Annotated in this window: 20 protein-coding genes and 2 pseudogenes; 12 read left to right on the top strand and 10 right to left on the bottom strand. The window is 69.6% G+C overall.

From position 1 onward, the window contains the following. Positions 1 to 146 precede the first annotated feature (146 nt). On the top strand, positions 147 to 389 hold the full coding sequence (locus ACFY2Z_RS17400) for a hypothetical protein (protein WP_390745115.1): 243 nt from the start codon (positions 147 to 149) through the stop codon (positions 387 to 389). Between the two features lie 201 nt (positions 390 to 590). On the opposite strand, the gene ACFY2Z_RS17405 is transcribed toward ACFY2Z_RS17400, so the two are convergent. Then, entirely contained in the window at positions 591 to 1,532 is a 942-nt protein-coding gene (locus tag ACFY2Z_RS17405; protein ID WP_390745005.1) for an AraC family transcriptional regulator, read from the bottom strand. Between the two features lie 81 nt (positions 1,533 to 1,613). Between ACFY2Z_RS17405 and ACFY2Z_RS17410 the strand changes: the two genes are divergently transcribed. From ACFY2Z_RS17410 to ACFY2Z_RS17425, 4 genes and pseudogenes are all read left to right on the top strand, one after another. Further along, positions 1,614 to 2,444, top strand: coding sequence for an NAD(P)H-binding protein (locus ACFY2Z_RS17410; RefSeq protein ID WP_390745006.1), 831 nt, complete (start codon positions 1,614 to 1,616; stop codon positions 2,442 to 2,444). A gap of 258 nt (positions 2,445 to 2,702) precedes the next feature. Continuing rightward, positions 2,703 to 3,452 (top strand): erythromycin esterase family protein, encoded by a 750-nt coding sequence (locus ACFY2Z_RS17415; RefSeq protein ID WP_390745007.1) that lies wholly within the window; start codon positions 2,703 to 2,705, stop codon positions 3,450 to 3,452. After that, positions 3,370 to 3,561: pseudogene (locus ACFY2Z_RS17420) on the top strand (erythromycin esterase family protein); the annotation flags it as partial. The gene ACFY2Z_RS17415 and the pseudogene ACFY2Z_RS17420, both read left to right, overlap by 83 nt. 121 nt (positions 3,562 to 3,682) lie before the next feature. After that, positions 3,683 to 3,988 (top strand): erythromycin esterase family protein, encoded by a 306-nt coding sequence (locus ACFY2Z_RS17425; RefSeq protein WP_390745116.1) that lies wholly within the window; start codon positions 3,683 to 3,685, stop codon positions 3,986 to 3,988. A gap of 332 nt (positions 3,989 to 4,320) precedes the next feature. Here ACFY2Z_RS17425 and ACFY2Z_RS17430 read toward each other — a convergent pair whose 3' ends face one another. Continuing rightward, positions 4,321 to 5,652, bottom strand: coding sequence for an acetate/propionate family kinase (locus ACFY2Z_RS17430; protein WP_390745008.1), 1,332 nt, complete (start codon positions 5,650 to 5,652; stop codon positions 4,321 to 4,323). A 147-nt stretch (positions 5,653 to 5,799) separates the two neighbouring features. Between ACFY2Z_RS17430 and ACFY2Z_RS17435 the strand changes: the two genes are divergently transcribed. Both ACFY2Z_RS17435 and ACFY2Z_RS17440 read left to right on the top strand, forming a co-directional pair. Next, positions 5,800 to 5,988: a hypothetical protein gene (locus tag ACFY2Z_RS17435; RefSeq protein ID WP_390745009.1), complete on the top strand. Its 189-nt coding sequence runs from the start codon at positions 5,800 to 5,802 to the stop codon at positions 5,986 to 5,988. A gap of 155 nt (positions 5,989 to 6,143) precedes the next feature. Further along, positions 6,144 to 6,299 (top strand): DUF6131 family protein, encoded by a 156-nt coding sequence (locus ACFY2Z_RS17440; RefSeq protein ID WP_390745010.1) that lies wholly within the window; start codon positions 6,144 to 6,146, stop codon positions 6,297 to 6,299. 185 nt (positions 6,300 to 6,484) lie between these two features. Here ACFY2Z_RS17440 and ACFY2Z_RS17445 read toward each other — a convergent pair whose 3' ends face one another. From ACFY2Z_RS17445 to ACFY2Z_RS17455, 3 genes are all read right to left on the bottom strand, one after another. Next, entirely contained in the window at positions 6,485 to 6,877 is a 393-nt protein-coding gene (locus ACFY2Z_RS17445; protein WP_390745011.1) for a DUF2267 domain-containing protein, read from the bottom strand. Positions 6,878 to 7,619: 742 nt separating this feature from the next. Next, on the bottom strand, positions 7,620 to 8,108 hold the full coding sequence (locus tag ACFY2Z_RS17450; RefSeq protein ID WP_390745012.1) for an Hsp20/alpha crystallin family protein: 489 nt from the start codon (positions 8,106 to 8,108) through the stop codon (positions 7,620 to 7,622). Positions 8,109 to 8,151: 43 nt separating this feature from the next. Continuing rightward, positions 8,152 to 8,388 (bottom strand): general stress protein, encoded by a 237-nt coding sequence (locus tag ACFY2Z_RS17455; RefSeq protein ID WP_390745013.1) that lies wholly within the window; start codon positions 8,386 to 8,388, stop codon positions 8,152 to 8,154. Between the two features lie 473 nt (positions 8,389 to 8,861). Between ACFY2Z_RS17455 and ACFY2Z_RS17460 the strand changes: the two genes are divergently transcribed. Further along, positions 8,862 to 10,433, top strand: coding sequence for a PucR family transcriptional regulator (locus ACFY2Z_RS17460; RefSeq protein WP_390745014.1), 1,572 nt, complete (start codon positions 8,862 to 8,864; stop codon positions 10,431 to 10,433). Positions 10,434 to 10,484: 51 nt separating this feature from the next. Continuing rightward, positions 10,485 to 10,634, top strand: a complete 150-nt coding sequence (locus ACFY2Z_RS17465; RefSeq protein ID WP_390745015.1) for a hypothetical protein — start codon at positions 10,485 to 10,487, stop codon at positions 10,632 to 10,634. Positions 10,635 to 11,004: 370 nt separating this feature from the next. Here ACFY2Z_RS17465 and ACFY2Z_RS17470 read toward each other — a convergent pair whose 3' ends face one another. Beyond that, positions 11,005 to 12,003: a hypothetical protein gene (locus tag ACFY2Z_RS17470; protein ID WP_390745016.1), complete on the bottom strand. Its 999-nt coding sequence runs from the start codon at positions 12,001 to 12,003 to the stop codon at positions 11,005 to 11,007. A 1,130-nt stretch (positions 12,004 to 13,133) separates the two neighbouring features. On the opposite strand from ACFY2Z_RS17470, the gene ACFY2Z_RS17475 reads away from it, so the two are divergent. Both ACFY2Z_RS17475 and ACFY2Z_RS17480 read left to right on the top strand, forming a co-directional pair. Then, a complete protein-coding gene (locus ACFY2Z_RS17475; protein WP_390745117.1) occupies positions 13,134 to 13,481 on the top strand; it encodes an MFS transporter in 348 nt (115 codons plus the stop codon). Further along, the gene (locus ACFY2Z_RS17480; protein WP_390745017.1) at positions 13,391 to 14,218 is read left to right on the top strand and encodes a phosphate-starvation-inducible PsiE family protein; all 828 of its coding nucleotides are present in this window, start codon (positions 13,391 to 13,393) and stop codon (positions 14,216 to 14,218) included. Before ACFY2Z_RS17475 ends, ACFY2Z_RS17480 begins: the two co-directional genes overlap by 91 nt. On the opposite strand, the gene ACFY2Z_RS17485 is transcribed toward ACFY2Z_RS17480, so the two are convergent. The 4 genes and pseudogenes from ACFY2Z_RS17485 to ACFY2Z_RS17500 all read right to left on the bottom strand — a co-directional run. Continuing rightward, complete coding sequence (locus ACFY2Z_RS17485; RefSeq protein ID WP_390745018.1) at positions 14,192 to 16,363, bottom strand: FUSC family protein; 2,172 nt, start codon at positions 16,361 to 16,363, stop codon at positions 14,192 to 14,194. The genes ACFY2Z_RS17480 and ACFY2Z_RS17485 overlap by 27 nt on opposite strands. Before the next feature lie 400 nt (positions 16,364 to 16,763). Further along, positions 16,764 to 18,485: an FAD-dependent oxidoreductase gene (locus tag ACFY2Z_RS17490; RefSeq protein WP_390745019.1), complete on the bottom strand. Its 1,722-nt coding sequence runs from the start codon at positions 18,483 to 18,485 to the stop codon at positions 16,764 to 16,766. Then, positions 18,485 to 18,745, bottom strand: coding sequence for a UBP-type zinc finger domain-containing protein (locus ACFY2Z_RS17495; protein ID WP_390745118.1), 261 nt, complete (start codon positions 18,743 to 18,745; stop codon positions 18,485 to 18,487). Before ACFY2Z_RS17495 ends, ACFY2Z_RS17490 begins: the two co-directional genes overlap by 1 nt. Positions 18,746 to 18,805: 60 nt before the next feature. Beyond that, a pseudogene (locus ACFY2Z_RS17500) lies at positions 18,806 to 18,958 on the bottom strand (hypothetical protein); the annotation flags it as partial. A gap of 664 nt (positions 18,959 to 19,622) precedes the next feature. Here ACFY2Z_RS17500 and ACFY2Z_RS17505 point away from each other — a divergent pair. Continuing rightward, positions 19,623 to 20,072 (top strand): DUF1931 family protein, encoded by a 450-nt coding sequence (locus ACFY2Z_RS17505; protein WP_390745020.1) that lies wholly within the window; start codon positions 19,623 to 19,625, stop codon positions 20,070 to 20,072. Positions 20,073 to 20,419: the final 347 nt, after the last annotated feature.

Below are 20,419 nucleotides of genomic sequence, written 5' to 3' on the forward strand. Positions count from 1 at the left end.
AATCCCCATCTTGCTCGACTACAAGTGCGGGGCAACGATCAGGACAGTGAAGAGCAGTGTTGGCCAGAAGACGGCCAGCAGACTTATGACGCACCCGAGGGGAAGGGCTTTACGCGGCCGAGGTGATCACTCGAGAGCTGCAGTTGATGAGTCCGGCCGTGCGAACATCGAGGGCGCCGGCAGACCAACTCCTCGATCCGCAGTTCGTGGAGGTAGGCGCCTCCGGCCGCAGGTGGGACCGCCAGGCGATGCTCTCTGAGCTGCCGGACATGCAGGGTGGAGCCGAAGCCGGCCCGCAATACGTGCCTGCTGATATGAAGGCATTGCCTTGGCGCCAGGCGTTGTGCATCTCACGTACGAGACCACGATCGACGGCAGACGAGCCGTAGAAACTCGATCTGGCGAAAGGTGGACCGCCGCGTGGTGCGCACTGGCCGACTGACGGCGGCGAAGTGATCATGCTGAGCTAGTCTCCAGGACCTCCGGTCCACCGAACCGTTCATACCGCACGGCACGCACGATGACGCCTCCCCGGGAATCGTATGAGCGCAGTGGAGACATTATTTGGCGGCGACCTCTTCACAGCGGGATCAGTGTGCTTGCCGGCGCCAGATCGAGGGGCTGACGCCGCGGGCGCGTTTGAACGCCACACTGAAGGCGAAGGGGTCTTCGTAGCCGACTTCATGGGCCACGGCGGTCACGGTCGTCTCGCTGTCCCGGAGCAGGTCCGCTGCCATTGTCATTCGCCAGCCGGTCAGGTAGGTGAGCGGGGGTTCGCCGACCAGGGCGGTGAAGCGGGCCGCGAAGGCCGCACGTGACATGCCGACGTGGGTGGCCAGTTCGGCGACCGTCCACCGACGGCCGGGCTCCTCGTGCAGAAGTCTTACTGCCTGGCCGATCGCCGGATCGGCCAGCGCCTGGTACCAGGCGGGCGCCGTATCCGCTCCGGCACACCAGGTCCGCAGCGCCAGCACGAGCACAAGGTCGAGGAGCCGGTCGAGAACGGCATCTTGACCGGGTTCGTCGTGAGTGGCCTCGGCGGCGAGCAGGTCCAGTGCCGACTTGGTCGCAGGCCCGGCGGGGACGGCTGCCAGCGGCGGCAGCATGCCGAGTAGGCGGTCGCCGACGTCGCCGCGGACGTCATAGGCGCCGCGGAGCATGGTCGTGGCCCCGGGCAGGCCGTCGCCGTAGGTGCGGGGAGCGAGGTTCCGCTGCGTGTTTGCTGCTTCCGCGGAGCCGTCGATGACGCGTTTCGTATGCCCGTGGATCACGACCTGAGCCGGGGTGCTGGGCTCGTCGGAGATCGTGTACTCGCCGGGGAGGGTGATGAGAGCGATGTCGCCCGCCGCGACTCGTACGGGTGCGGTGCCCGCGTCCTCGATCCGCACCCAGGCGTGGCCGGCGAGTGTGGTCACGACCGTGAGCGGTGGCGGATCGGTGAAGGTCAGCGACCACGGGGGCCGCTGAATCAGTTGTCTGACCCAGGCGTTCCTGGCCTGGGCCCGGTGCAGCAGATCGCTGAGGACGTCCACGCTGCCAGGCTAGACGATCACAAAGGAAGTAGGGATGATCTCCTATGGTTCGTCCAGGACTCTTCGGCTTGTCTGGACGGCATGAAAACCATCCTTGTCCTCGGCGGTACCGGCAAGACCGGCAGCCGCATCGTCCGGTGCCTCCAAGCCTCAGGTCTGCCGGTCCGCACGGCGTCTCGCACCGGCGGCGACGGCCGTTTCGACCTGGACGATCCGGCGACCTGGACGCCCGCGCTCGACGGCGTCACGGCCGCCTACCTCGTGGAGCCCAGCCTGTCCACGAGCACGGACCACCGCGCGCGCATTCCTCGGTTGGTGACCGAGGCGGTCGCCGCGGGCGTACGCCGCCTGGTGCTGCTGTCCGCCCCCCGAGCGGGCGAGGACGGCCATCCTCTCCATGCCGCGGAACAGGCCGTACGCGGCTCGGGCGTCGACTGGACCATCCTGCGCCCGCAGTGGTTCGCGCAGAACTTCAGCGAGGGCCCCTGGCGGGCCGGGATCCTCGCCGGTGCCCTGGCCGTGCCCACCGGTGACGGGCGCACGCCGTTCATCGACGCACAGGACATCGCCGAGGTCGCCGTGGCCGCGCTGACCGATGACCGCCACAGCGGACAGGTCTACGACCTGACCGGCCCACGGGCGATCAGTTTCGCCGACGCGACCGACCTCATCGCCCGGGCGACCGGCCGTACGATCCGTCATGTTGACATCGATCCACAGGCCTTTGTCGAGCGACAGGTTGCCGCCGGCGCCTCACCCGACGTCGCCCGACTGCTCACAGGCCTCCTGGTGGCCGTCGGCAACGGCTCGGGTGCCGCGATCTGCGACGACGTGGAACGAGCCCTTGGCCGACCCCCGAGGGCTTTCGAGACCTTCGTCAGGGAGACCGCCGCCGCGGGCCACTGGAACTGAGGCCCCCTCCCGCGCGGAGATGCTCTCGCTGTGCTGCAGCGGGCATTAGTCCCGTGAGGAATGCGGGTTCGGTTCGGCGCGCAGGAGCCTGCACGATGCCGGGCGAAGGTTTCGAGACCGGAGGGAATGCAGGACGGGTGTTGGCCCGCATGCGCGAGCACTACTGGGACCGCCGGGAGTGATCGATCTGGGTCTGCCGCGCGGGGGCAGACCCAGGACTGCCGCGCGGCGGCGTTCCCGTGGCCTAACGAGGTCGCCGTGCACCTCGGCGCCCGGCTCGGCGTGTTCCTCGTCCGCAAGCTCGGGGTGCCGGGCCGCGACGAAGTGGCCACGGGGGCGATCGCCGACGGTGGTCTGGTGGTTGTCGACGAGGATGTCATCCGAGGCCTGACCGTCCTCAGCGAGGTGTTCCGGGGCGTCGCTGAGCGCGAGAGCCGCGAGATGATGCGGCGCGAACAGGCATACTGCGTGGTGAAATCAGCCTACCGGGAGGGGCGGCCGTCCCCGGATCTGATGGGCAGAACGGTCATCCTGGTGGACGACGGCCTCGCCACCGGTGCGAGTATGCGCGCCGCCGTTGAGGCGCTGCGGGGCCAGCGACCCGTGCGCGTCGTGGTGGCCATCCCCGCGGCACCCGAGTCCACTTGCCGGGAGCTGAAGTCCGGAGTGGACCGGGTCGTCCGCGCCACGACGCCGTCCCCGTTCCTCGACGTGGGGGAGGCCTACGGGGGACTTCACCCAGACCAGGGACGAGGAGGTCCGCGACTTGCTGCGTGCGGCCCGGTGAGCCACCGCGTCGGCCGCCGGGGCCCGTCGAACGTCGCGGTCCTCCGCGCCGGGGCGATGCCCGAGGACGAGCAGTTCTTCGCCCACGAGAACGCCCGCACGGTAAAGAACGCGGCGGAGTACTACCGCGCGATGTTCGGTGGGCAGGTCTCCTCCTGGAACCTGCGCGACCGGTGCATGGTGGAGACCCTCGACGAACCACCTCGGTCGGCAGCGGGGTGAGCCGGCGAAGTTCGTCGTTTGGGAGCACAACTCGCACCTCGGGGACGTCCGGGCCACCGAGTGGGCGGGGCGCGGGAAGTCCGACGCTGGCGTCCGCGAGGCATACCCGGACAACTGCCGTCTGCTCGGCTTCACCACCTGCACCGGCACGGTCACGGCGGCCGACGACTGGGGGAGGCGCCGGCGAACGCAAGCGCGTCCGCCCGACGCTCGCCGACAGCGTCGAGGAACTGTTCCACGAGGTGTGCCTGCAAGAGTTCCTGCTCCTGTTCGCGCATGCCCCGCGCGCCGCCGAGGACCTGCGCTCGGCGCATCTGGAGCGGGCGATCGGACTCATCTACCGTCCGGACACCGAATGGCCGAGCCACTACTTCCGGGCGCGGGTGCCCGACCGAGTTCGACGCGGTCATCCACGTCGACGAGAGTCGGGCTGTCGAGTCGCTGGAGCGCACGGCGAGGGGAGGAGGGCGAGGTTCCCGAAAGGTACCGGGTGGGCCTGTGAAACCAAGCGACGGAAGAACCGGACCCATGGTTGACAGGGTTCATCGCCTTCAACGTCGCGGTGGGTAAAAGGCGATTGCATCCTCGGCGGCGTCGGCCGGGCCCTGCACCAGGGCCAACATCCGTAGTGCGCAAGACCGGTTGTCCGGGTGAGCAGGACATTTACTGTTCTTGTGCTGTGGCTTCCGAGCCTTTCTCGGCCCGCCCTGCTGCTCACGCCCGACCTCGCGCCGCTACGGTCTTCGTGAGGTGTCGGGTCGGTCGCGCGAGGCGATCTTGGGCTGTTCGGTGTTCGTAATCAGGACCCTCCACGACGGCACCCAGGGACGGCTCGTCACAGCGTGCCGAGCCGTGCGACGCCGCCGGATCACACGTCCGTCGACTCGAGGACGCGCCGGGTCTCGACGGCGATCTGCTGCGTCTCACCGGTCGCGACGACGACCACAGGCACGCCTGCGCCCGGGCCGTCGATCCTGCGTACGCCCTCCTCGAACAGCTCCTCCAGCGGGGGAACGGCTAGACCGGCCCGCACGCCCAGAACCCGAAGCCCCATGCACACCTCCTCGCGCACCTCGGGCCGGTCCTCGCTGATCTCGCCGGTGAAAACCAGCACGTCGAGGCGGTCCAGCGAGGCCGCCATGGCGGCGATGCCGCGCCGGCAGCTGTGCACGAACACGGCGAGCGCTGCCTTGGCGGCGGCGTCCCCCCGCTTGCGTGCCCGCACCAGGTCCCGGGTGTCCCCGGACGTGCCGGAGAGGCCGAGAAGACCGGACCGCCGGTGGAGATCCTCCTCCAACTCACGAGCGGTCAGGCCGTTGCGGCGCTGCAGCCACAACAGGGCTCCGGGATCGACGCTGCCGCTGCGGCGGCTCATCACGAGTCCCTCCAGGGGAGTAAAGCCCATGGTGGTGTCCATGCTGCGGCCCTCACGAACGGCGCACGCGGAGCAGCCGCCGCCCAGGTGGACAAGCACGGCCTGGAGACCGTCGGCAGGCCGTTCCAGCACCTCGGCGGCCCGTTCCAGGCACCATGCGTAGGACAGTCCGTGGAAGCCGTAGCGTCGTATCCCGTGCTCGGTACGCCACCGTTCCGGCACGGCGTACTCACGCGCGGCGGCCGGCAGGTCGCGGTGGAATACGGTGTCGAAGCACGCCACGTGGGGCACGTCCGGCAGCAGCTCCCGAGCCGTGTCCACCATGGCGAGAGCGGGCGGCAGGTGCAGCGGTGCCAGGTTCCTGATCTCTTCCAGCAGTTGGCGGACCCGTCCATCGATCATCGTGTGGTGCGTCAGACACGGCCCGCCGTGGACGAGACGGTGTCCCACGGCGGTGGGCGGGGGCACGGTGGCCAGGAAGTCCCGCAGGTTCCTGGCGGACTCGGGACCGGGCGGCTCGGACGAGTCCCTGTCCGCGATCGGGGTGCCGTCGGCCGAGAAGAGGGTGATGCGCAGGCTGGAGGATCCGGCGTCGAGGACCAGGACGCTCCAGCGGGAAGGGTCGGAAGACCGGGCGGGACTCATCGCCGCCTCCTTCTCCGCCGTGCTCAATTCATGTGGGCGGTCCCCGGCCGAGTACCCCGGCCACCTCGCCCGGCTCCAGGCGGTACCGGTTCTCCAAACCATGCCGGTGAGCCAGACCCGCGGGTATGCCTTGACCAGCGGGATGATCAGGTCGCCGCCGAACTTGTCCAGGTCGTCCACGCAGACGCCGACCTGTGAAGAGGACCGGAGGAGGTGGTGCTTGCCCGCCGCTCCCCGCAGCCGGGCCGCTGATTGCGCGGTGCGGGTAACTTGTCCAGGTTGTCCACGCAGACGCCGACCTGTGAAGAGGACCGGAGGAGGTGGTGCTTGCCCGCCGCTCCCCGCAGCCGGGCCGCTGATTGCGCGGTGCGGGCGTCGCTCACCGGCCCCGCACGCATCCCCGAGGAGCCTGTCGGCGCCGATCGGCGCCGCGCTCCCGGGCTGCCGTACCGGCACACCGTGGTCGAGCGCCCGGTCCGGCGGCCCGACCGGTCCACCATCCCGACGGCCGGATGAGGACGAGCGCGTACCGACGAACACGACGCGGGCCGAAGGCGGCACCGGGGGCCAGGACTGGCAACCCATCCCTGGAGGTCGCACGTGCCTGTGGCGGCGTGACGCGGATGTTTCGGGGTACTCAGAAAATAGCCGTCATCGCCAGGAGGTATGTCATGATCGCCCTCGGCATTATCCTGCTTATCGTCGGTTTCCTGACCGGCATATCGATCTTGTGGACCATCGGCATCATCCTGGCCGTGGTCGGCGCCGTCTTGTGGATCTTGGGATCCATGGGCCACGCAGTCGCCGGCCGCCGCCACTACTGGTGACCGTGACAGCCCTCCGCACGGCGCCCGACCAGTGCGGCAACGGGGCGCGCGGGCGCGATCCAGAGCCGGCGCGCCATGATCGTTGCCTTCGCCGGTGGCGCCGCGCGCAATCGGCGAGACCGGCGCAGCCATCCCCGCACTGAGTGCGCACGGCTCGCTCCCTGTGCGCTCGGCGTCGCAGTGTCTCAGTCGGCGAGGTCGGCCTTGCCGAACAGGACGGCGTAACTGGAGGGGAGCTGGCTGATGACCTGGTTGAGCTCGCCGCCGGAGACGGCGTCGGCCACGGTGGTCAGCACGGCGCTGGCGTCCCACAGGGCGGTACGGGGCCGGGCGCCGGTGCGCTCCGCAACCCGGCGGTAGAACTCCTCTATTCCGTAGCTTTCGGCCTGCTGCCGTTTGGCGCTGGTCAGGACCTGCTGGAGCGGGCCGGGCATCTGTGAGGCGAGGTCGTCGACCTCCCCCGGGCTGATCCGTCCCGCCAACACACCCAGGACCTCGTCGGTGACATTCGCTGCCTCGTCCTGGTCGGTGTACTCCCCGCGCTCGCGTACCCGGGCGAGGAACTCGTCGTATTTCATGGTCGCCTTCGCTTCCCTCCGTTCCCCGCTCGGGAACCGGATCCGTGGGATTGGTCTGTCGGGGCGCAGCCATCGTTCGGCAGGCGCCCCGCGTGGGATTCCCTGTCCGCCTCCCGTAGTTCCCGGCGGAGGCGAGCGGGCCCCAGGATGGGCCGCAGACGGTCGTTTCCAGCCGGTCACGGCTTGTGGGGCCATTGTGTTCGGGAGGTTGGGCGACCTGTTCGATCTCGTCGTCCAGGCGCTGCTCAGTCATCGCGGGCGTACGGCTCGCCGTGCCCGTGGTGCCGACGGTGCCCAGGAAGTGGAAGGGACTGCCCGCGCCGGTGCCGGGGCGGTACTTTCGGGGCCCGGAGCGCTCCCGTTCCCCGCGGTGGGCCGTGCGGTCGGTGATCTGCTGCGCCCGCTCGCGTGCACGCAGGCCGACCGTGAGGACCCGGACGATCTGGGCCGGCGCGCGCCGCTGGGAACGTTTCCGTTGTGGATGCCGCGCGCCCGACGCATGCGACGGGCGTAGGGAGCAGGTAGGGAACCTGCCGCCGAGCCTCCGGCGCACTGAGGTGTCGTGTGGGCTGTCGCTCATGGCCTCACCTTGCGCTCTCGACGGAGCCGATCGCGGCCCGGAGGGCCCGGCATGGGTGCTGCGGGGTGGCGCGCAACGGGTGTCAATCCCGTGGGCGCTCGCGGTATCGCTTCGCCGCGGTGCCGGACACATATGCCCGGCACCGGTCGGGTCTGGCAAGCCTCAGCCGCTGCTCTCGCCGTGTTCCTTGATCTCGATGTGGCGCGGCTTGGCGACCTCGGCCTTGGGGACGGCGACGGTGAGCACGCCGTCCTTCATTTCGGCTGTGATCTTGTCTGTGTCCACTTCTCCGGGCAGCTGCAGCCGGTACTCGAAGGATCCGGTGCGGCGCGTGCTGCGGCGCAGGACGCCCTTGCGTTCCTTGTCCTTGATCTCTCCGGTGACCACCAGCTCCTGTCCGTTGGCCTCGATGCCGATGTCATTGGCCTTTACGCCGGGGAGTTCGATCTCGACGTGGAAAGCGTCATCGGATTCCGTGACGTCCGCGGAGGGGATCCACGCGGCCACCGGCGCCGCGCTGCCCACCGTCGATTCGAGCAGCCCGCTCATGTTGTTGAGCAGCTCGTCGAACTCGGCCAGGGGGTTGCTTGCCCAGCCGATGGGCCGCTCCTGGATTCGGCCACCAGGGTGACGCCGAACAGGTGTCGTCATTGCCGCTGCCTCCTGTTCCTTGTGTGATCTCCTCGCCCCCAGTTCAGCAACCGAAGATCCACCCGATCAGAGCGCCGGGCAGCGCGCCGCTCGCCGCGCCACGCACCGCAGCCTCACTGAATCCCATCCTGTCGATCACCCGTTCGACGGGTTGGACATTCTGGCCGCTGATGGCGACCTTCTGGACCGGGAAACCCTTGCCGGTCAGGTGATCGACCGCGTGTTCGGCGTCCTGGTAGGTCGGGTACGAAGCCATGACCCTCCGGGGCGGCGCGTTCATCGGCCAGTCCTTCCTGCCGGCGGTTCGCCCAGCAATGCCAATACGCCCAGCCTTGCGATTCAGTGGGCGACTCGTCTGCGCCTGGCAGGTCGAAAAGCAGGAGTGCCGATTGGTCTATCGGGTGAAGGAGGTGTAACTGTGAGTAAACCGGGTGAAACCGGATTGGCCGGGTACTTGAGATTCGGGGATTGTTTCGTGTGGGCCCTCCAAGGCTCGCTCGATCGCCACTCCGGGGCTGGGGAGAACGGAGCGATCTCGTGGCGGACAGTCCGAAGCGGCAGGTGTCTCGTCACTTGCCCGATCGGGTAGGCGATTGCCGCAGGGGATGTGCGCACCGCCCCCATCGCCACAAGGTCTGCTGCCCCCCCCCAGGGCCGGCTCCGGCCCAGGACGCGCGGGATCCGTTCGGGCTGCTCGCGCTGTCCCGCACCTTGTTCGGCACCGAGGACGAGAAAGAGATCCTTCGTCTCTCCATGTCCCACGTCGGCGGGCTGGGACCGTTCCGCGCCGAAGGCGCCTATCTCATGGTCGGGGATGATCTGACCCGCACATTGCCACAGTTGGGCGACGGCAGTGGGACATCCCTCGACCTCCAGGTCCGGAAGCTCGGCGGGGCGGACGGCCCCGTAGCCCTGGCCGGGCGGCTGTGGAGCCGGGCGTTCGGTCTGCGCCTGTTCGGCCACCTGCTGGGAGCGCTGGTGGTGTCGTCCTCCTCCGCGCCCACCGAGGAGGACCAGTCGCTGCTCGTAACGCTCATTGGGTTCACCTCGGCGGCCCTGTCCCTCGCCGCAGCACAGCACCGCCAGTATGCCGAAACCCGTGAGCTGAACCGACTGCGCAGCGAACAGGACGTCGCGCACGGAGAGCAGTGCGCTCTGAGATCCGAGCTCGACTACCGGCGGCGCGTGCATGGAGTGCTTGGGGAAGTCGCAGCCTCGGGCGGCGGCGAAGCAGGCATCGCCCGTGCCCTGCATGAGCTGACCGGCCTTACGGCGCTGGTCGAGGACCGGTTCGGCAACCTCCGCTCCTGGGCGGGGCCGGACCGGCCGGACTCCTATCCGATGCGGACTCCACCGCGGCAGGAGGACATGCTGCGGCAGGTCGCCCGAGCGCCGGAACCGGTGCGCATCAGAGACCGGCTGGTCGCTCTCGCGCGGTCGCGCGGTGACGTCCTCGGCGTACTGGCCCTGGTGGACCCCGACGCCAGGGCCGGGGAGCGTGACGTTTTCGCCCTGGAGCACGCGGTGCGGGCACTCACCCTGGAGCTGATGCATCTGCGCAGCCTGGCCGAGGTCGAGTTGCGGCTGCGCCGCCAGCTGGTCGACGACCTGCTGGAGGGCACGGACGAGGCCAGCGCCTATGCCCGGTCGGAGGCCGTCGGCCACGACCTGCACCGTCCCCACCACGTGATCGTCGTGCATTGGCAGGGCAGGCCGGCGGACGACTCGTTCGTCCACGCCGTGGAACGAGCTGCGGCGACGCTGGGCATACGGCCGCTGGTGACCCGACGCGGAGACCGGATGGCACTGCTGGCCGAGGAGCGACCTCAGGGCTCCGCCCTGCATGCGGCGCTGGCCCGGGAACTGGGAATGCAAGGTGGGGCGATCGGCGTGAGCACCTGCTGCTCCTCTCCCCGCTGCATACCCCGCTGTTACGAGGAGGCGCAACGGGCCCTGGAAGTGCGCCGACACTCGCAGGATCAGCACGGTACGACCTTCTACGACGACCTGGGCCTGTTCCGCCTCCTCGGACCCGGTCAGGACCGCAGGGAGCTGGAGGCGTTCCTGCGGGAATGGCTCGGCCGACTCCTCGACTACGACGCAGAGCACGGCACGGACATGGTCCAGACACTGGCGCAGTACTTCGACTGCGGTGGCAACTATGACGAGACCGCCAGCGCACTGTCCATCCACCGCAGCACGCTGCGCTACCGGCTCCAGCGGATCCGTGAAATCAGTGACCGCGACCTCGCGGACGTGGACACCCGGCTCAATCTCCAGGTGGCGACGAGGGTGTGGCGGATCATGCTGAGCGGGCGGAGCTGACCGTGACCCCCGAGCCTGAGCCTACTGTGCCGCCCGGGCGGATCGACCACCGTGGATCCGGACGAGGCCCGGACCGTGCTCGGTAAGTCCTGCTACGCCAACTCCATCGACCGGCTCGACGCGGACCAGACCTTCAGCGCCGCCTTCGACGGGGTCAAGCTGGGGCCGTTGACGGTTGGGGAGGGCAGGCAGAGGCACTGAGCGATCTCGCCAGAAGGGGCGCGCCCCGCGTCAGGACGAAGATGCCTGCAACGCTCACGGTCCCGGTGACAACGCAGCCAGAGGGCCCGGTTCCGTGGCGACAGCACCACTGTGACCGAAGACGTGCACCGTGGAGGTAGATGGCGGCCAAGTGGGCGCACACAAGGACTGCCGGCACGCCACCGAGCGCGGATGGGGCACGCCACCGAGCGCGGATGGGGCCAGTGTTTCATCGACGGCAGCACGGCCACGGCGCTCCCCCGGACGGCCAAGTAGATGACGAGGCCGACGCCGAAGAGCAAGCACAGATTGACTTGGCTGACCGCGGCGTTCCGGGTGAGGAGGTCACCGCTGCCGAGGCCTGTTGGCATTATCGACCAGGGCTGCCCGGCGGCGTGTCCACGTCTTTGTCCGGCCGTGCCGCCATCTCCTTGAGCTGCCGCTGACGGGCGAGTTGTCGTCGTCCGTAGGCCGCGTCACGTACCTGGTCGTCCGTTTCCAAACTGGTGCCGAAGGCGCCGCCGACCATCGCGATGGCGGTGATGAACCAGGCCAAGTAGAGGTAATCGCCCGCACCCACTGGGCGTCCGATGAATTTGTGCAGGACGGATGCGTCCAGCAACAGGAACGATACGGCGACTAGAGCCCCGAAGAGGACAGTGGCCAAAACGACAACCGCGAGGGCGATCGTGATCAGAGTGACCAGATTGTAGGGGTAGAAAGGATGGTGGCGGGCAGGCAGGTCACCGGCCCGCTCCCACAGTTCATGGTCGATGATGATCCATGCGGTGAGTGCCAACGCTGCCAGCGCCGTGACGACTGCGTGCTGCCAGGCACCCAGCGCGGTAGCGAGATTCCAGGTGGCGGTATTCATGAACAGCACCGTCGCCGTGGCAAACACACCCGCCAGCCCGCGTGACAGGGAGCCGAACAGCCGCCAGGGACGGTTCGCGTGCACCATCCCGGCGACGAGGCGAACGTGCCCACGCAGACCGGGTACAACGTAGCGCCTTGGCGTGTCAGTGGCGTCACCGGTGTCGGCGCTCGGCTGCTGAGGCAGGCGGCCGATGACCTCCGGGTGCTGCGGGGCGTCTTCCTGTGTGACGAGCTGCCGGATGATGTCCACGATCGCCTGCCGAACCCGGCGACGGAGCCGGCGAGACCCCAGGGCGGGTAGGGAGATCACCGCGGCACGGTGTCGAGGGTCGACTTCTACGCTGATCGGGTGCAGCCTCGCTTGCCGTGGGAGGTCCGTGATGAAGACGGCGATGTCCCACTTGATGCCTTGTAGGTGGTGCCTGACGGCGTTCGCGATGTCGGAGACGTCAACCTGCTCGGCACCGACCAGCGGAGTGGTGAAGGCGTCCACCACCCACTCAACCCGGCTGCTCACGGCCCGGGTGAGGTGTCGGGGCAGACGGGGAGCCAGAGCCCGAGCGACCTCTGAGGGCACGCCGGGGTCGGCTACAAGGACCACACGTTGCGGGCCGGGTGGCGGCGGCGTCATCGTCCGGCACATCGGATATGCGGGGCTGCTCGTGTGCATCTCCGCGATGGGGAGTCGACGACAGGCGCGGCCAAAGCACTGCCCGGTGGCTGCGTCGTCGTCCCCAGGGGTGTCAGACAGCCTGTGGTCGGCACGGCCTTCATGATCCTTCCTCTGCCACCAGGCCCACGCGGTCAAACCAGGAAGGAAGCGGCCTCGATCAAAGGGACGCGCCCGCGTCGGAGCGCCGACACAGCACTGGCCGCCTCTGCGTCAGCCCGCGCGCACGGAGGAACGGGCCGACCGTCTGGGCCGCGGGAAGCGGGCTGAGCGCCGGCTTCGGAGTCCGATTCGCCAGCAACCGCCGGCCCAGGAACAGGCCGCTGACAGAATGGTGTAGACAGCCGGGCCGTCCCCCGCCTCGTCGGCAGGCGGCCGAACGAGCGGCTGCCCGCCATGGGCGTAGCGTCGTCGCCAGGGGCGTATACGCCGTCCTCTCAGCCTAAAGCGGTTCCAACGCGGCCTGCCCGCTGTACGCGGCCTCTTGGCCGACCGACCAGGCCGCATGCAAGGCCAAGCATCCAAGGTGCCACGGTGGGGCGTGGGGACGGGCGGGACGGGTTCCGGCGGTACTGCCGGAGCGTGGTGTCGGTGACGATGGCGGCGGCGGCGGCGCTGTTCGGGTCGGTGCAGGTCGCGGCGGTGACGGAGCCATCAGCAGACCCGGCAGCGGTTGGTCGCGATGCAGCAGGCGTAGACCTGCCCGGAAGACGGCGCTGAAGTTGCGCCGCGCAGCCATCCCCACCGTGCTGCCGAGGGACGGAACGGGGCAGCCACAGGCGGGGAGAGCCCTTCGCTTGGGCCCCCGGCTCCTCCAGGTGCAAGGATCTAGGAGGGGCGTTCGCCGCTCCGGGGGAACTATGTCCTCAGCTCTTGCCACAGCGAAGGCGCCGCCGATCAAGGAGCTGAACGGGCGGATGCTGATGACGGCCGTGGTATCTGCGGTCAGCGGAATGCTGTACGGCTACGACACCGGCATCATCTCCGGTGCGCTGCTGCAGATCTCCCGGGAATTCCACATCGGGAACGGCATGAAACAGGTCATCGCGGCCGGTATCCTGCTGGGCGCCGTGATCGGCGCGCTCACCTGCAGCGTGCTGTCCGAGCGCATCGGCCGGCACCGCACGATCCTGTTGATCTGCACGGTGTTCATTCTCGGCAGTGTGCCTGCTCGCTCGCCCCTACGGCGATCACCCTGGCCCTGTGCCGGGTGCTGCTCGGCTTCGCCGTCGGCGGCGCGACCCAGACCGTGCCCATGTACATGGCAGTGCTGGCCCCCAAGAGGATCCGTGGGCGCCTAGTGCTCTGCTTCCAGCTCGCCATCGGCGTCGGCATCGTCATCGCGACGCTCGTGGGCGCGACCGAGTCGGTGTCGTGGCGGACGGCGATCGGCGCGGCCGCCGTACCGGCACTGGTGATGCTGGTCCTGCAACTGCGCCTGGGCTGCGCCCGTCCACCCGTTCGGCAGCACGCCGCGCCCGCGGGCGGGGGCACGCCTAGCATGCTGAATGTGCGACCCATTCTCCCGAAGATCGAGGGCGGCCGGGTGCAGGGCCTCCTGCAGTTCATCGAGGACGGCATCCACCTCGTCGTCGCGGCGTTCCTCGTACTGCTCGCGGGGTTCCTGACCGCTGGGGTCCTCCACGAGGTCATCAGGTCGGCCCAGGGGCCGTATCGCGAGGAGACGGTCGTTCTCTCCGCCCTGGACAACGGCCTTGTGCTGTTCATCGTGGCCGAGCTGCTCCACACCGTCCGCCTCACCATCAGAAACCAGACCCTCGATGCGGAGCCGTTCCTCGTCGTCGGCCTGATTGCCGGCATCCGCAAGGTGCTCATCGTGACGGCCGAGGCGGAGAAGTCCTTCCGGTGGAACGTCGAGGGGATCGAGCTGCTCATCCTGGCGGCGCTGATCCTCGTGATGGCGACAGCGGGGTACGTGTGGCGGCGCTCGACGCGGCCGGGAGACTACTTCCCGCTCCAGGAGGAGCGGCGCCCCCCGGCGCCGACGCCGTCACCCACCTCGGTGCGTGGGTCCTGATCCGTCACCATCCGCCACCTCCCCGCACAGCCGCTGCTCCTCGCGGACGGATCCGACGTCCCGTTCCAGAGGTGTGCGGCTCACGGCCGCCGTGAGGTCCTCCAAGGCACGCTTCTGCAGTTCCGCCCCGCGCCGCAGCACCGGGCTCCGGTCCCCGGCGGCCCCCTGCCACGCGTTCAGCGCCCCTTCCACGCGCCCCCAGTTCGGATTCTTGTGCTCGCGCACGTCGGCTGCCGCCTGCGCGGTGTCCGCCTCCAAAGCCTCGGCGAACCGCTCCGCCTCGGGGACGAAAGGGTGGTCGGCCTGCGGGACATGGCTCTCCATGAGCATCGTCGCCCGGCCGAATCCCTTGAGCGCCTCCTGCGCCTCCTCAGCCTCGCGCAACGTCAGGCCCCTGGGGCGGACCGGTTCCTGCCTTGCCCGGTCGTAGGCATCCTGCCAGGCGGCACGCGCCTCCCTGCTCGCCAGCAAGGCCCTGCGCATGTCGATGCGATGTTCCCGGGTCGGTTCGGCGTAGCTGCGGAGCACAGCGGCCGCGTAGCGGCCGCTGGCGGTGAGCCAATCCGCGAGCCGGTCCGGCAGCCGGGGCGTCTCCCACGCGGGGTACACCATGTACGCCAGCATCGCCAGGGCCCCGCCGAGCAGGGTGAGCACCACCCGCTCCGGGACCGCCTGCTCCCACGCCTGGCCGCCCATGCCGAGCAGGAAGACGACATACGCCGCAGTGAAGCACTGGGAGTAGGCGTAGCCGGTACGGATGAGCGTGTACGACAGGCCCGCCGAGACCACCGCCAGTGCGCCGGACACATAAGCGTCCGGCCCCAGGGCCTGAACCATCCCGGTGGCGAGCGCGACCCCCGCGAGGGTCCCGGCGAGACGGGCCACCGCACGCGCAAACGTCCGGTGGAAGTCCGGCCGCATCACCATCACCGAGGCGATGGGCGCCCAGTAGCCGTGGCCCAGGGGTAGCCGGGCGGCGATCAGATAGCCGAGCGTGGCCACTGCCGCCAAACGGACGGCGTGCCGGAACACGGGCGAGTCCCGGCGAAGCTCACGGCGGACCGCCCCGACAACGACCGGGATCAGCCGGAACATTGTCGGGCGCACCAGGAACTGGGTGCCCGCGAGGCCGGGCGGCATGGGCGTCTTCCTGCGCGCGCCGCCGCTCCCGGCGATCTCCAACGCCTCTCCGAGCAGTTCCACGAGCCGCTCGGCGGACTGCAACGCGGGCCCCTCCAGCACTTCGTGCTCCTTGTCGACGCGCAGGACATCCGCGCTGCGGGGCGGAACCTCGGCGGGAGCACCACGGCGGATCGAACGGGCGGCCGCGTCCAGCACGTCGGCGGCCGCGGCGAGCAACTCTCGCGCGCGGTCCCGCCCGGGTCCCTCCGCCGGGGCGCCGACATCCGGGTCGGCGAGGGCGGCGACGACCGGCCGGATGCGCTCGGCGAGGCCCCGGGGGCCGTGGAGGACGGGGGGACGGGTGCGGGCCTGTGACGGCGTCACGGCGGCCGCGTCCCGGGCCGTCATCAACGGCTCCGGGTCGAACGGGGCGGTGGGGTCGTGCCGTAGCCGGCGGGCGTAGTCCGCCACGGCGGCCAGGGCGTCGGCGAGCGCGTCACGATGCCTCCCCCAACGGCGAATCGGGAACAGCAGGATCAGCACGGCCTGCACCACGCCTCCGAGCGCGATGACCCCGGTGTGCTCCAGGGCTCGCCCGACGCTCGTGGGCAGGGTGATGGTCACCAGCATGCTGCCGACCGTCGTCGCCGCGACGATCCCGGCGGTCGACCCGACGGCCCACGCCATCCCCGCGGCAAAGGCCCAGACGGCCAGCAGCGGGAGGAACGTCGCGAGTCGCCCCGCCGCCAGGTAGCCCACGAAGGTGCTGAGCGCCAGACTCGCGCCCGCGCCGAGCGCGATCACCTTGCGCGGACGCCAGGTGCGCTGGAAGGTGGCCCCACCCGCGGAGAAGGCGCCGAGGGCGGCGGACGCGGCGTACGCGGGGGAGACCAGCCACAGCGCCGGCCCGATGACGATCGCCACTCCAGCGGCCGTGCGCAGCGCGAGGAGGGGCTCCAGCCGCGTCTCCTCGATCGTGAGCCCGGATCGCACGACCTCTCCGAAGGTCCGCAGCCACGTCACGGGTGTGAGCCTAGGCGGAACGCGCTGCCGGGTCGCGTCGGCCGCGCCACCACCACCTGGCGGCGGCGCGCTCGGCGGGCGCGCGGCCTCGGGGCCGACCTGCATTCACACGCCCACACCCCTCGCGTACAGGGCGATCGATGACCACACCCCAGCGCCTCCTGTACAGCCCCAGCGGCCGCGCCTCGACGCCGTCCGCGTAGCCGATTCCGGATGAGCGACGGAGGTCGCGCAGCGGCTTAAGAAGCCTCTCTCTCGCCTGGCTCATCACGTTCATGGGAACCGTCTGCGGTGCGCTGGGCGTCGGCTGGGAGGACGGCGGCCATGTGGTTCGCCGGCCGCCTACAGGGTCCGTCAGGGGGGAGGGTCAGCGCCAGGACACGGACTGGCTCGGCGCCGGCTAACGCCCTTCGGGGCCCGCGGCCTGGACCAGGTTGCCCCGCTGCTCCCGGTGCTCGTGCACGAGGCGGATCGCCATGGCTCCCTCACCGGTCGCCGAGGCCACCCGTTTGACCGAGCCGCTCCTGACGTCGCCGGCGGCGAAGACCCCGGGGAGGGTGGTCTCAAGCAGGAACGGGCCACGGCCGAGCGAGGCCCACCGAGTCTCGTCGGCCGCCGCCTGGGCGTCGGCGCCGGTGAGGACGAAGCCCTTCTCGTCCAGGGCCAACACGCCCCTGAGCCACTCCGTGCGCGGCCGGGCTCCGATGAACACGAACAGCGCCGCGGCCCGCAGCTCCCGCCGCTCACCACTTGCGTTGTCCTCCACCGTCAGCGACTCCAACGTCTCCTCCCCGGAGACGCCCCGAACTTCGGTGTGGAGCAGCACCTCGATCTTCGGGTGCCGGTCCACCTGGTCCACCAGGTAGCGAGACATGTTGGCGTTGAGGTCACCGCTCCGGACGAGGAGGTGGACTCTGGACGCGAAGCCCGCGAGGAACAGCGCCGCCTGCCCGGCGGAGTTCCCGCCGCCGACCACGGCCACCGGATCGGCCTCGCAGAGGCCGGCCTCGTGGACCGTCGCCGCGTAGTAGACGCTGTTGCCCTCCAGGCGGTCGATGCCGGGCACCTCGAGCCTGCGGTACCGCACGCCCGAGGCAAGCACCACGGCTCCGGCCCGGGCCCGGGAGCCGTCCGAGAAGGAGACGAGGTACCCATCGTCCTGCGGAGTCAGCTCGCTGACCTCGGCCGGCACCATGAGGCGGGCACCGAACTTGTGGGCCTGAAGCACCGCGCGTTCGATGAGCTCGCCCCCGGAGATGCCCGACGGGAAACCAAGGTAGTTCTCGATGCGCGACGAGGTACCGGCCTGGCCTCCGGTAGCCACAGCGTCGACCGTGACCGTGGTCAGGCCGTCGGAGGCTCCGTAGACGGCGGCGGCGAGTCCCGCGGGGCCCGCGCCTACCACCATCACGTCGCACCGCTCGGTCTCTGGCGAGGGGGTGGGCAGCCCGATGAGCCGGGCGAGTTCGGCGTTGCTCGGATTGCGCAGCACGCGCTCGCCCTTCCAGATGACCACCGGAGTCTCCTCGGGGCCGACGGAGAACCGGCGCAGCAGCGCCTCCGCCTCCTTGTCCTTCTCCAGGTCCACCCAGCGGTGGGGCAACCGGTTGCGGGCGGCGAACTCGCGCAGCCGCAGCGTGTCCGGTGAATAGCACGACCCGAGGATCCGGAAGCCGGCGCCGAGGCCGATGAGCAGATACCGGCGGCCCAGGTAGGCACGGAGGATCAGGTCGCCGAGGACGGGGTCGCGGCCGACCAGGGCGCGTTGCCGCTCCACCGCTACAGCCAGGATCTCGCCCGCTTCGCGCACCACGGCGGTGTCGAACGCCGCCTGGCCCTCCAACAGCCCGAGCTCACCGAGGAACCTGCCGGGTCCGTGCACTGCCACCGTGCGCTCGTCGGGCCCGCCGTGGTCGTGGAGGATCTCTACGGTCCCCCTGAGGATCGCAAGGAAATCCCGGAACGGTTCGCCCTCGCGGTACAGCACCTCGCCCTCGGCGGTCCCGCGGCGCTCACCGTGTGCGATCAGGTCCTCAATCTGCTCCGGCGTCAGGCGCGGGAACGCGCCGTATCGGTCGGGTGTCTCGCGGACCGCACTCTGCTCGTGCTCGGCCGCGTCCATCAGACCAGGGCCTCGTGGACGTAGCACCAGCGCCAGCTCTCTCCCGGCTGGAAGGACTGCACGCGGGGGTGGCCGGCGCTGCCCGCTTGCCGCCTGGCGAACTTGAGGCGCGAGGAATTGCAGCAGCCGACGTGCCCGCCGGTGAGGCAGAGCCGCAGGTGCACACACAGGGAACGCTCCATGAGGCACTCCTCGCAACGCTTCGGGGTACGCGGCGTCACCAGGTGATAGTGCGCCAAAGGATCGGAAAGCTCGTCCAGCCCGCTGATCTTCTCCGGCGCGTAGCTTGCCGCAGATCTTGCAGTGGTGTTGCCGCGGTCGTGGGGAGCGACGTCCAAGCCGACGGCCTTGGCCTCGTCGGGGATCTCGCCGAAGCGTCGGGGATGAAACGCCTGGCGGAGTAGACGGTCCCCCTGGGAGTTGGGGATCGCCTGCCGGTGGGCGAGTTGGCCGACAAGCGGTTCGCCACTGTCGGTGAAGGCGACGCCGGACGGGGGACGGCTGCCCTCGGGGTTGGGGAGGACCGCGGCCCTCGCACGCGGCGATCACGGAATCGGTCGCGATTCCGACTGTCTTGGCCATAGAAGTCCTCCTGCGCCGAAACTCCTGCGACGTGCGGACGACGGCTCGAGGGATGGGCCCACAGAGCCGCGCGGCAGCGATGGCCAGACCGGCGGCCCGGAGCAGAACGGGTGGAGACAGGCTTTCCTTTGAGCGCTCCGATCGGTCCAGCGTCACGGCGCCAGGGTTCATGCGGCCTGCGCCTGCCGGGCCTAAATTCACCCCGCCGCCTTGGCCTGCCAGCACAGACAAACGGCAATTGGGCCGCCGCGGGCACGGGTGAGTGGTATTTTGGCGAAGAACGCGTAATACCTTACTTTTCTTCCCCAGCGGCACAAGCGGCGCCTGACCGCAACGCTGTATGGGTCCAGCTCTATCGGGCCGGGCCGGACTGGATCGACGGATCGCACGCCCGTCCGACCCACGGGCGTCGGGCGCCTGGGCCTGGCAGGGGCAATTGAGGGGCTGACAAGGGGGCTAAATGGCCCCATGCGTTCCCGCGCCCCGTCGGCCAGGCTGACTGGGAAGCCAAGGGGCCGGGAGCCGCCCCGGCGCCCGCAGTCGGAGGTTGCCGTCATGACCGTGATGTCCATCGCCAGGTTCGAGAGGTTTTTCCGCGCAGCCGCGGGGCTAGATGTCGACAAGAACGATCTCAAGCGCTACAGCGACTTCGTCGACACCAAGCTCTACGATCTGCTAACTGTCGCCCAGGCCACAGCCAAGGCCAACGGGCGCGACATCATCCGGACCTGCGACCTACCGATCACGAAAGGCCTGCAGGAGAGCATTCACCACTTTCAGAAGATCGACCAAGAAATAGAACTCAAGCCGATCCTGGAACAGCTCGCCACCCACCCCGTTTTGGACCGCACACCCGACGAGGAGACCGAGGCGGCCTATCCGGACATCGTCGGCGGTCTCAGCCTGGCCCTTGCCCAAAGCTTCAAGATCCTCCACCCCGACCTGAAGAACCCCCAGACTCAGCACTGGGACGAGGCCCGAGCCGTCTTCGACCTCCTGCTGTGAGTGGCGACCGGACTGGCGGTGTTCGGTCGGGCCCGTTTCGGGGGCTTCCGCAGCCTGTGGCAGGCCCGGACGGCCGTAGGGCCCGCCCGGAAGTGGGCGGCAGTGCGGTTGCCGATTAATCATCTGGGCTGGTCAAGCAGCACGTTGGTATTCGTGGAGAGTTCCGTCGGGTCGGTCTCGTGGGCGGACTTCAAGGTACAGATCTGCTCTGCTGATCTGTCAAGTCCCTGGGCCGGGAGGCGATCGAACTGAACGGTGAGGCCATGCGGCGGATCCCCGGCGAGACCCGGCTGGAGTTGGTGCCGGGGACAACGCACCTGTTCGAGGAGCCGGGCGCCCTGGAGGGG

Source organism: Streptomyces sp. NPDC001222, from assembly GCF_042896945.1.
GTDB classification, from domain to species: domain Bacteria; phylum Actinomycetota; class Actinomycetes; order Streptomycetales; family Streptomycetaceae; genus Streptomyces; species Streptomyces gibsoniae.

Excerpts from the sequence above, each read along its gene's own strand:
- ACFY2Z_RS17400 (WP_390745115.1), top strand. The coding sequence starts at position 147 with ATGAGTCCGGCCGTGCGAACATCGAGGGCGCCGGCAGACCAACTCCTC.
- ACFY2Z_RS17410 (WP_390745006.1), top strand. The coding sequence starts at position 1,614 with ATGAAAACCATCCTTGTCCTCGGCGGTACCGGCAAGACCGGCAGCCGC.
- ACFY2Z_RS17440 (WP_390745010.1), top strand. The coding sequence starts at position 6,144 with ATGATCGCCCTCGGCATTATCCTGCTTATCGTCGGTTTCCTGACCGGC.
- ACFY2Z_RS17445 (WP_390745011.1), bottom strand. The coding sequence starts at position 6,877 with ATGAAATACGACGAGTTCCTCGCCCGGGTACGCGAGCGCGGGGAGTAC.
- ACFY2Z_RS17450 (WP_390745012.1), bottom strand. The coding sequence starts at position 8,108 with ATGACGACACCTGTTCGGCGTCACCCTGGTGGCCGAATCCAGGAGCGG.
- ACFY2Z_RS17455 (WP_390745013.1), bottom strand. The coding sequence starts at position 8,388 with ATGAACGCGCCGCCCCGGAGGGTCATGGCTTCGTACCCGACCTACCAG.
- ACFY2Z_RS17460 (WP_390745014.1), top strand. The coding sequence starts at position 8,862 with ATGTCCCACGTCGGCGGGCTGGGACCGTTCCGCGCCGAAGGCGCCTAT.
- ACFY2Z_RS17475 (WP_390745117.1), top strand. The coding sequence starts at position 13,134 with ATGCTGTACGGCTACGACACCGGCATCATCTCCGGTGCGCTGCTGCAG.
- ACFY2Z_RS17490 (WP_390745019.1), bottom strand. The coding sequence starts at position 18,485 with ATGGACGCGGCCGAGCACGAGCAGAGTGCGGTCCGCGAGACACCCGAC.
- ACFY2Z_RS17505 (WP_390745020.1), top strand. The coding sequence starts at position 19,623 with ATGACCGTGATGTCCATCGCCAGGTTCGAGAGGTTTTTCCGCGCAGCC.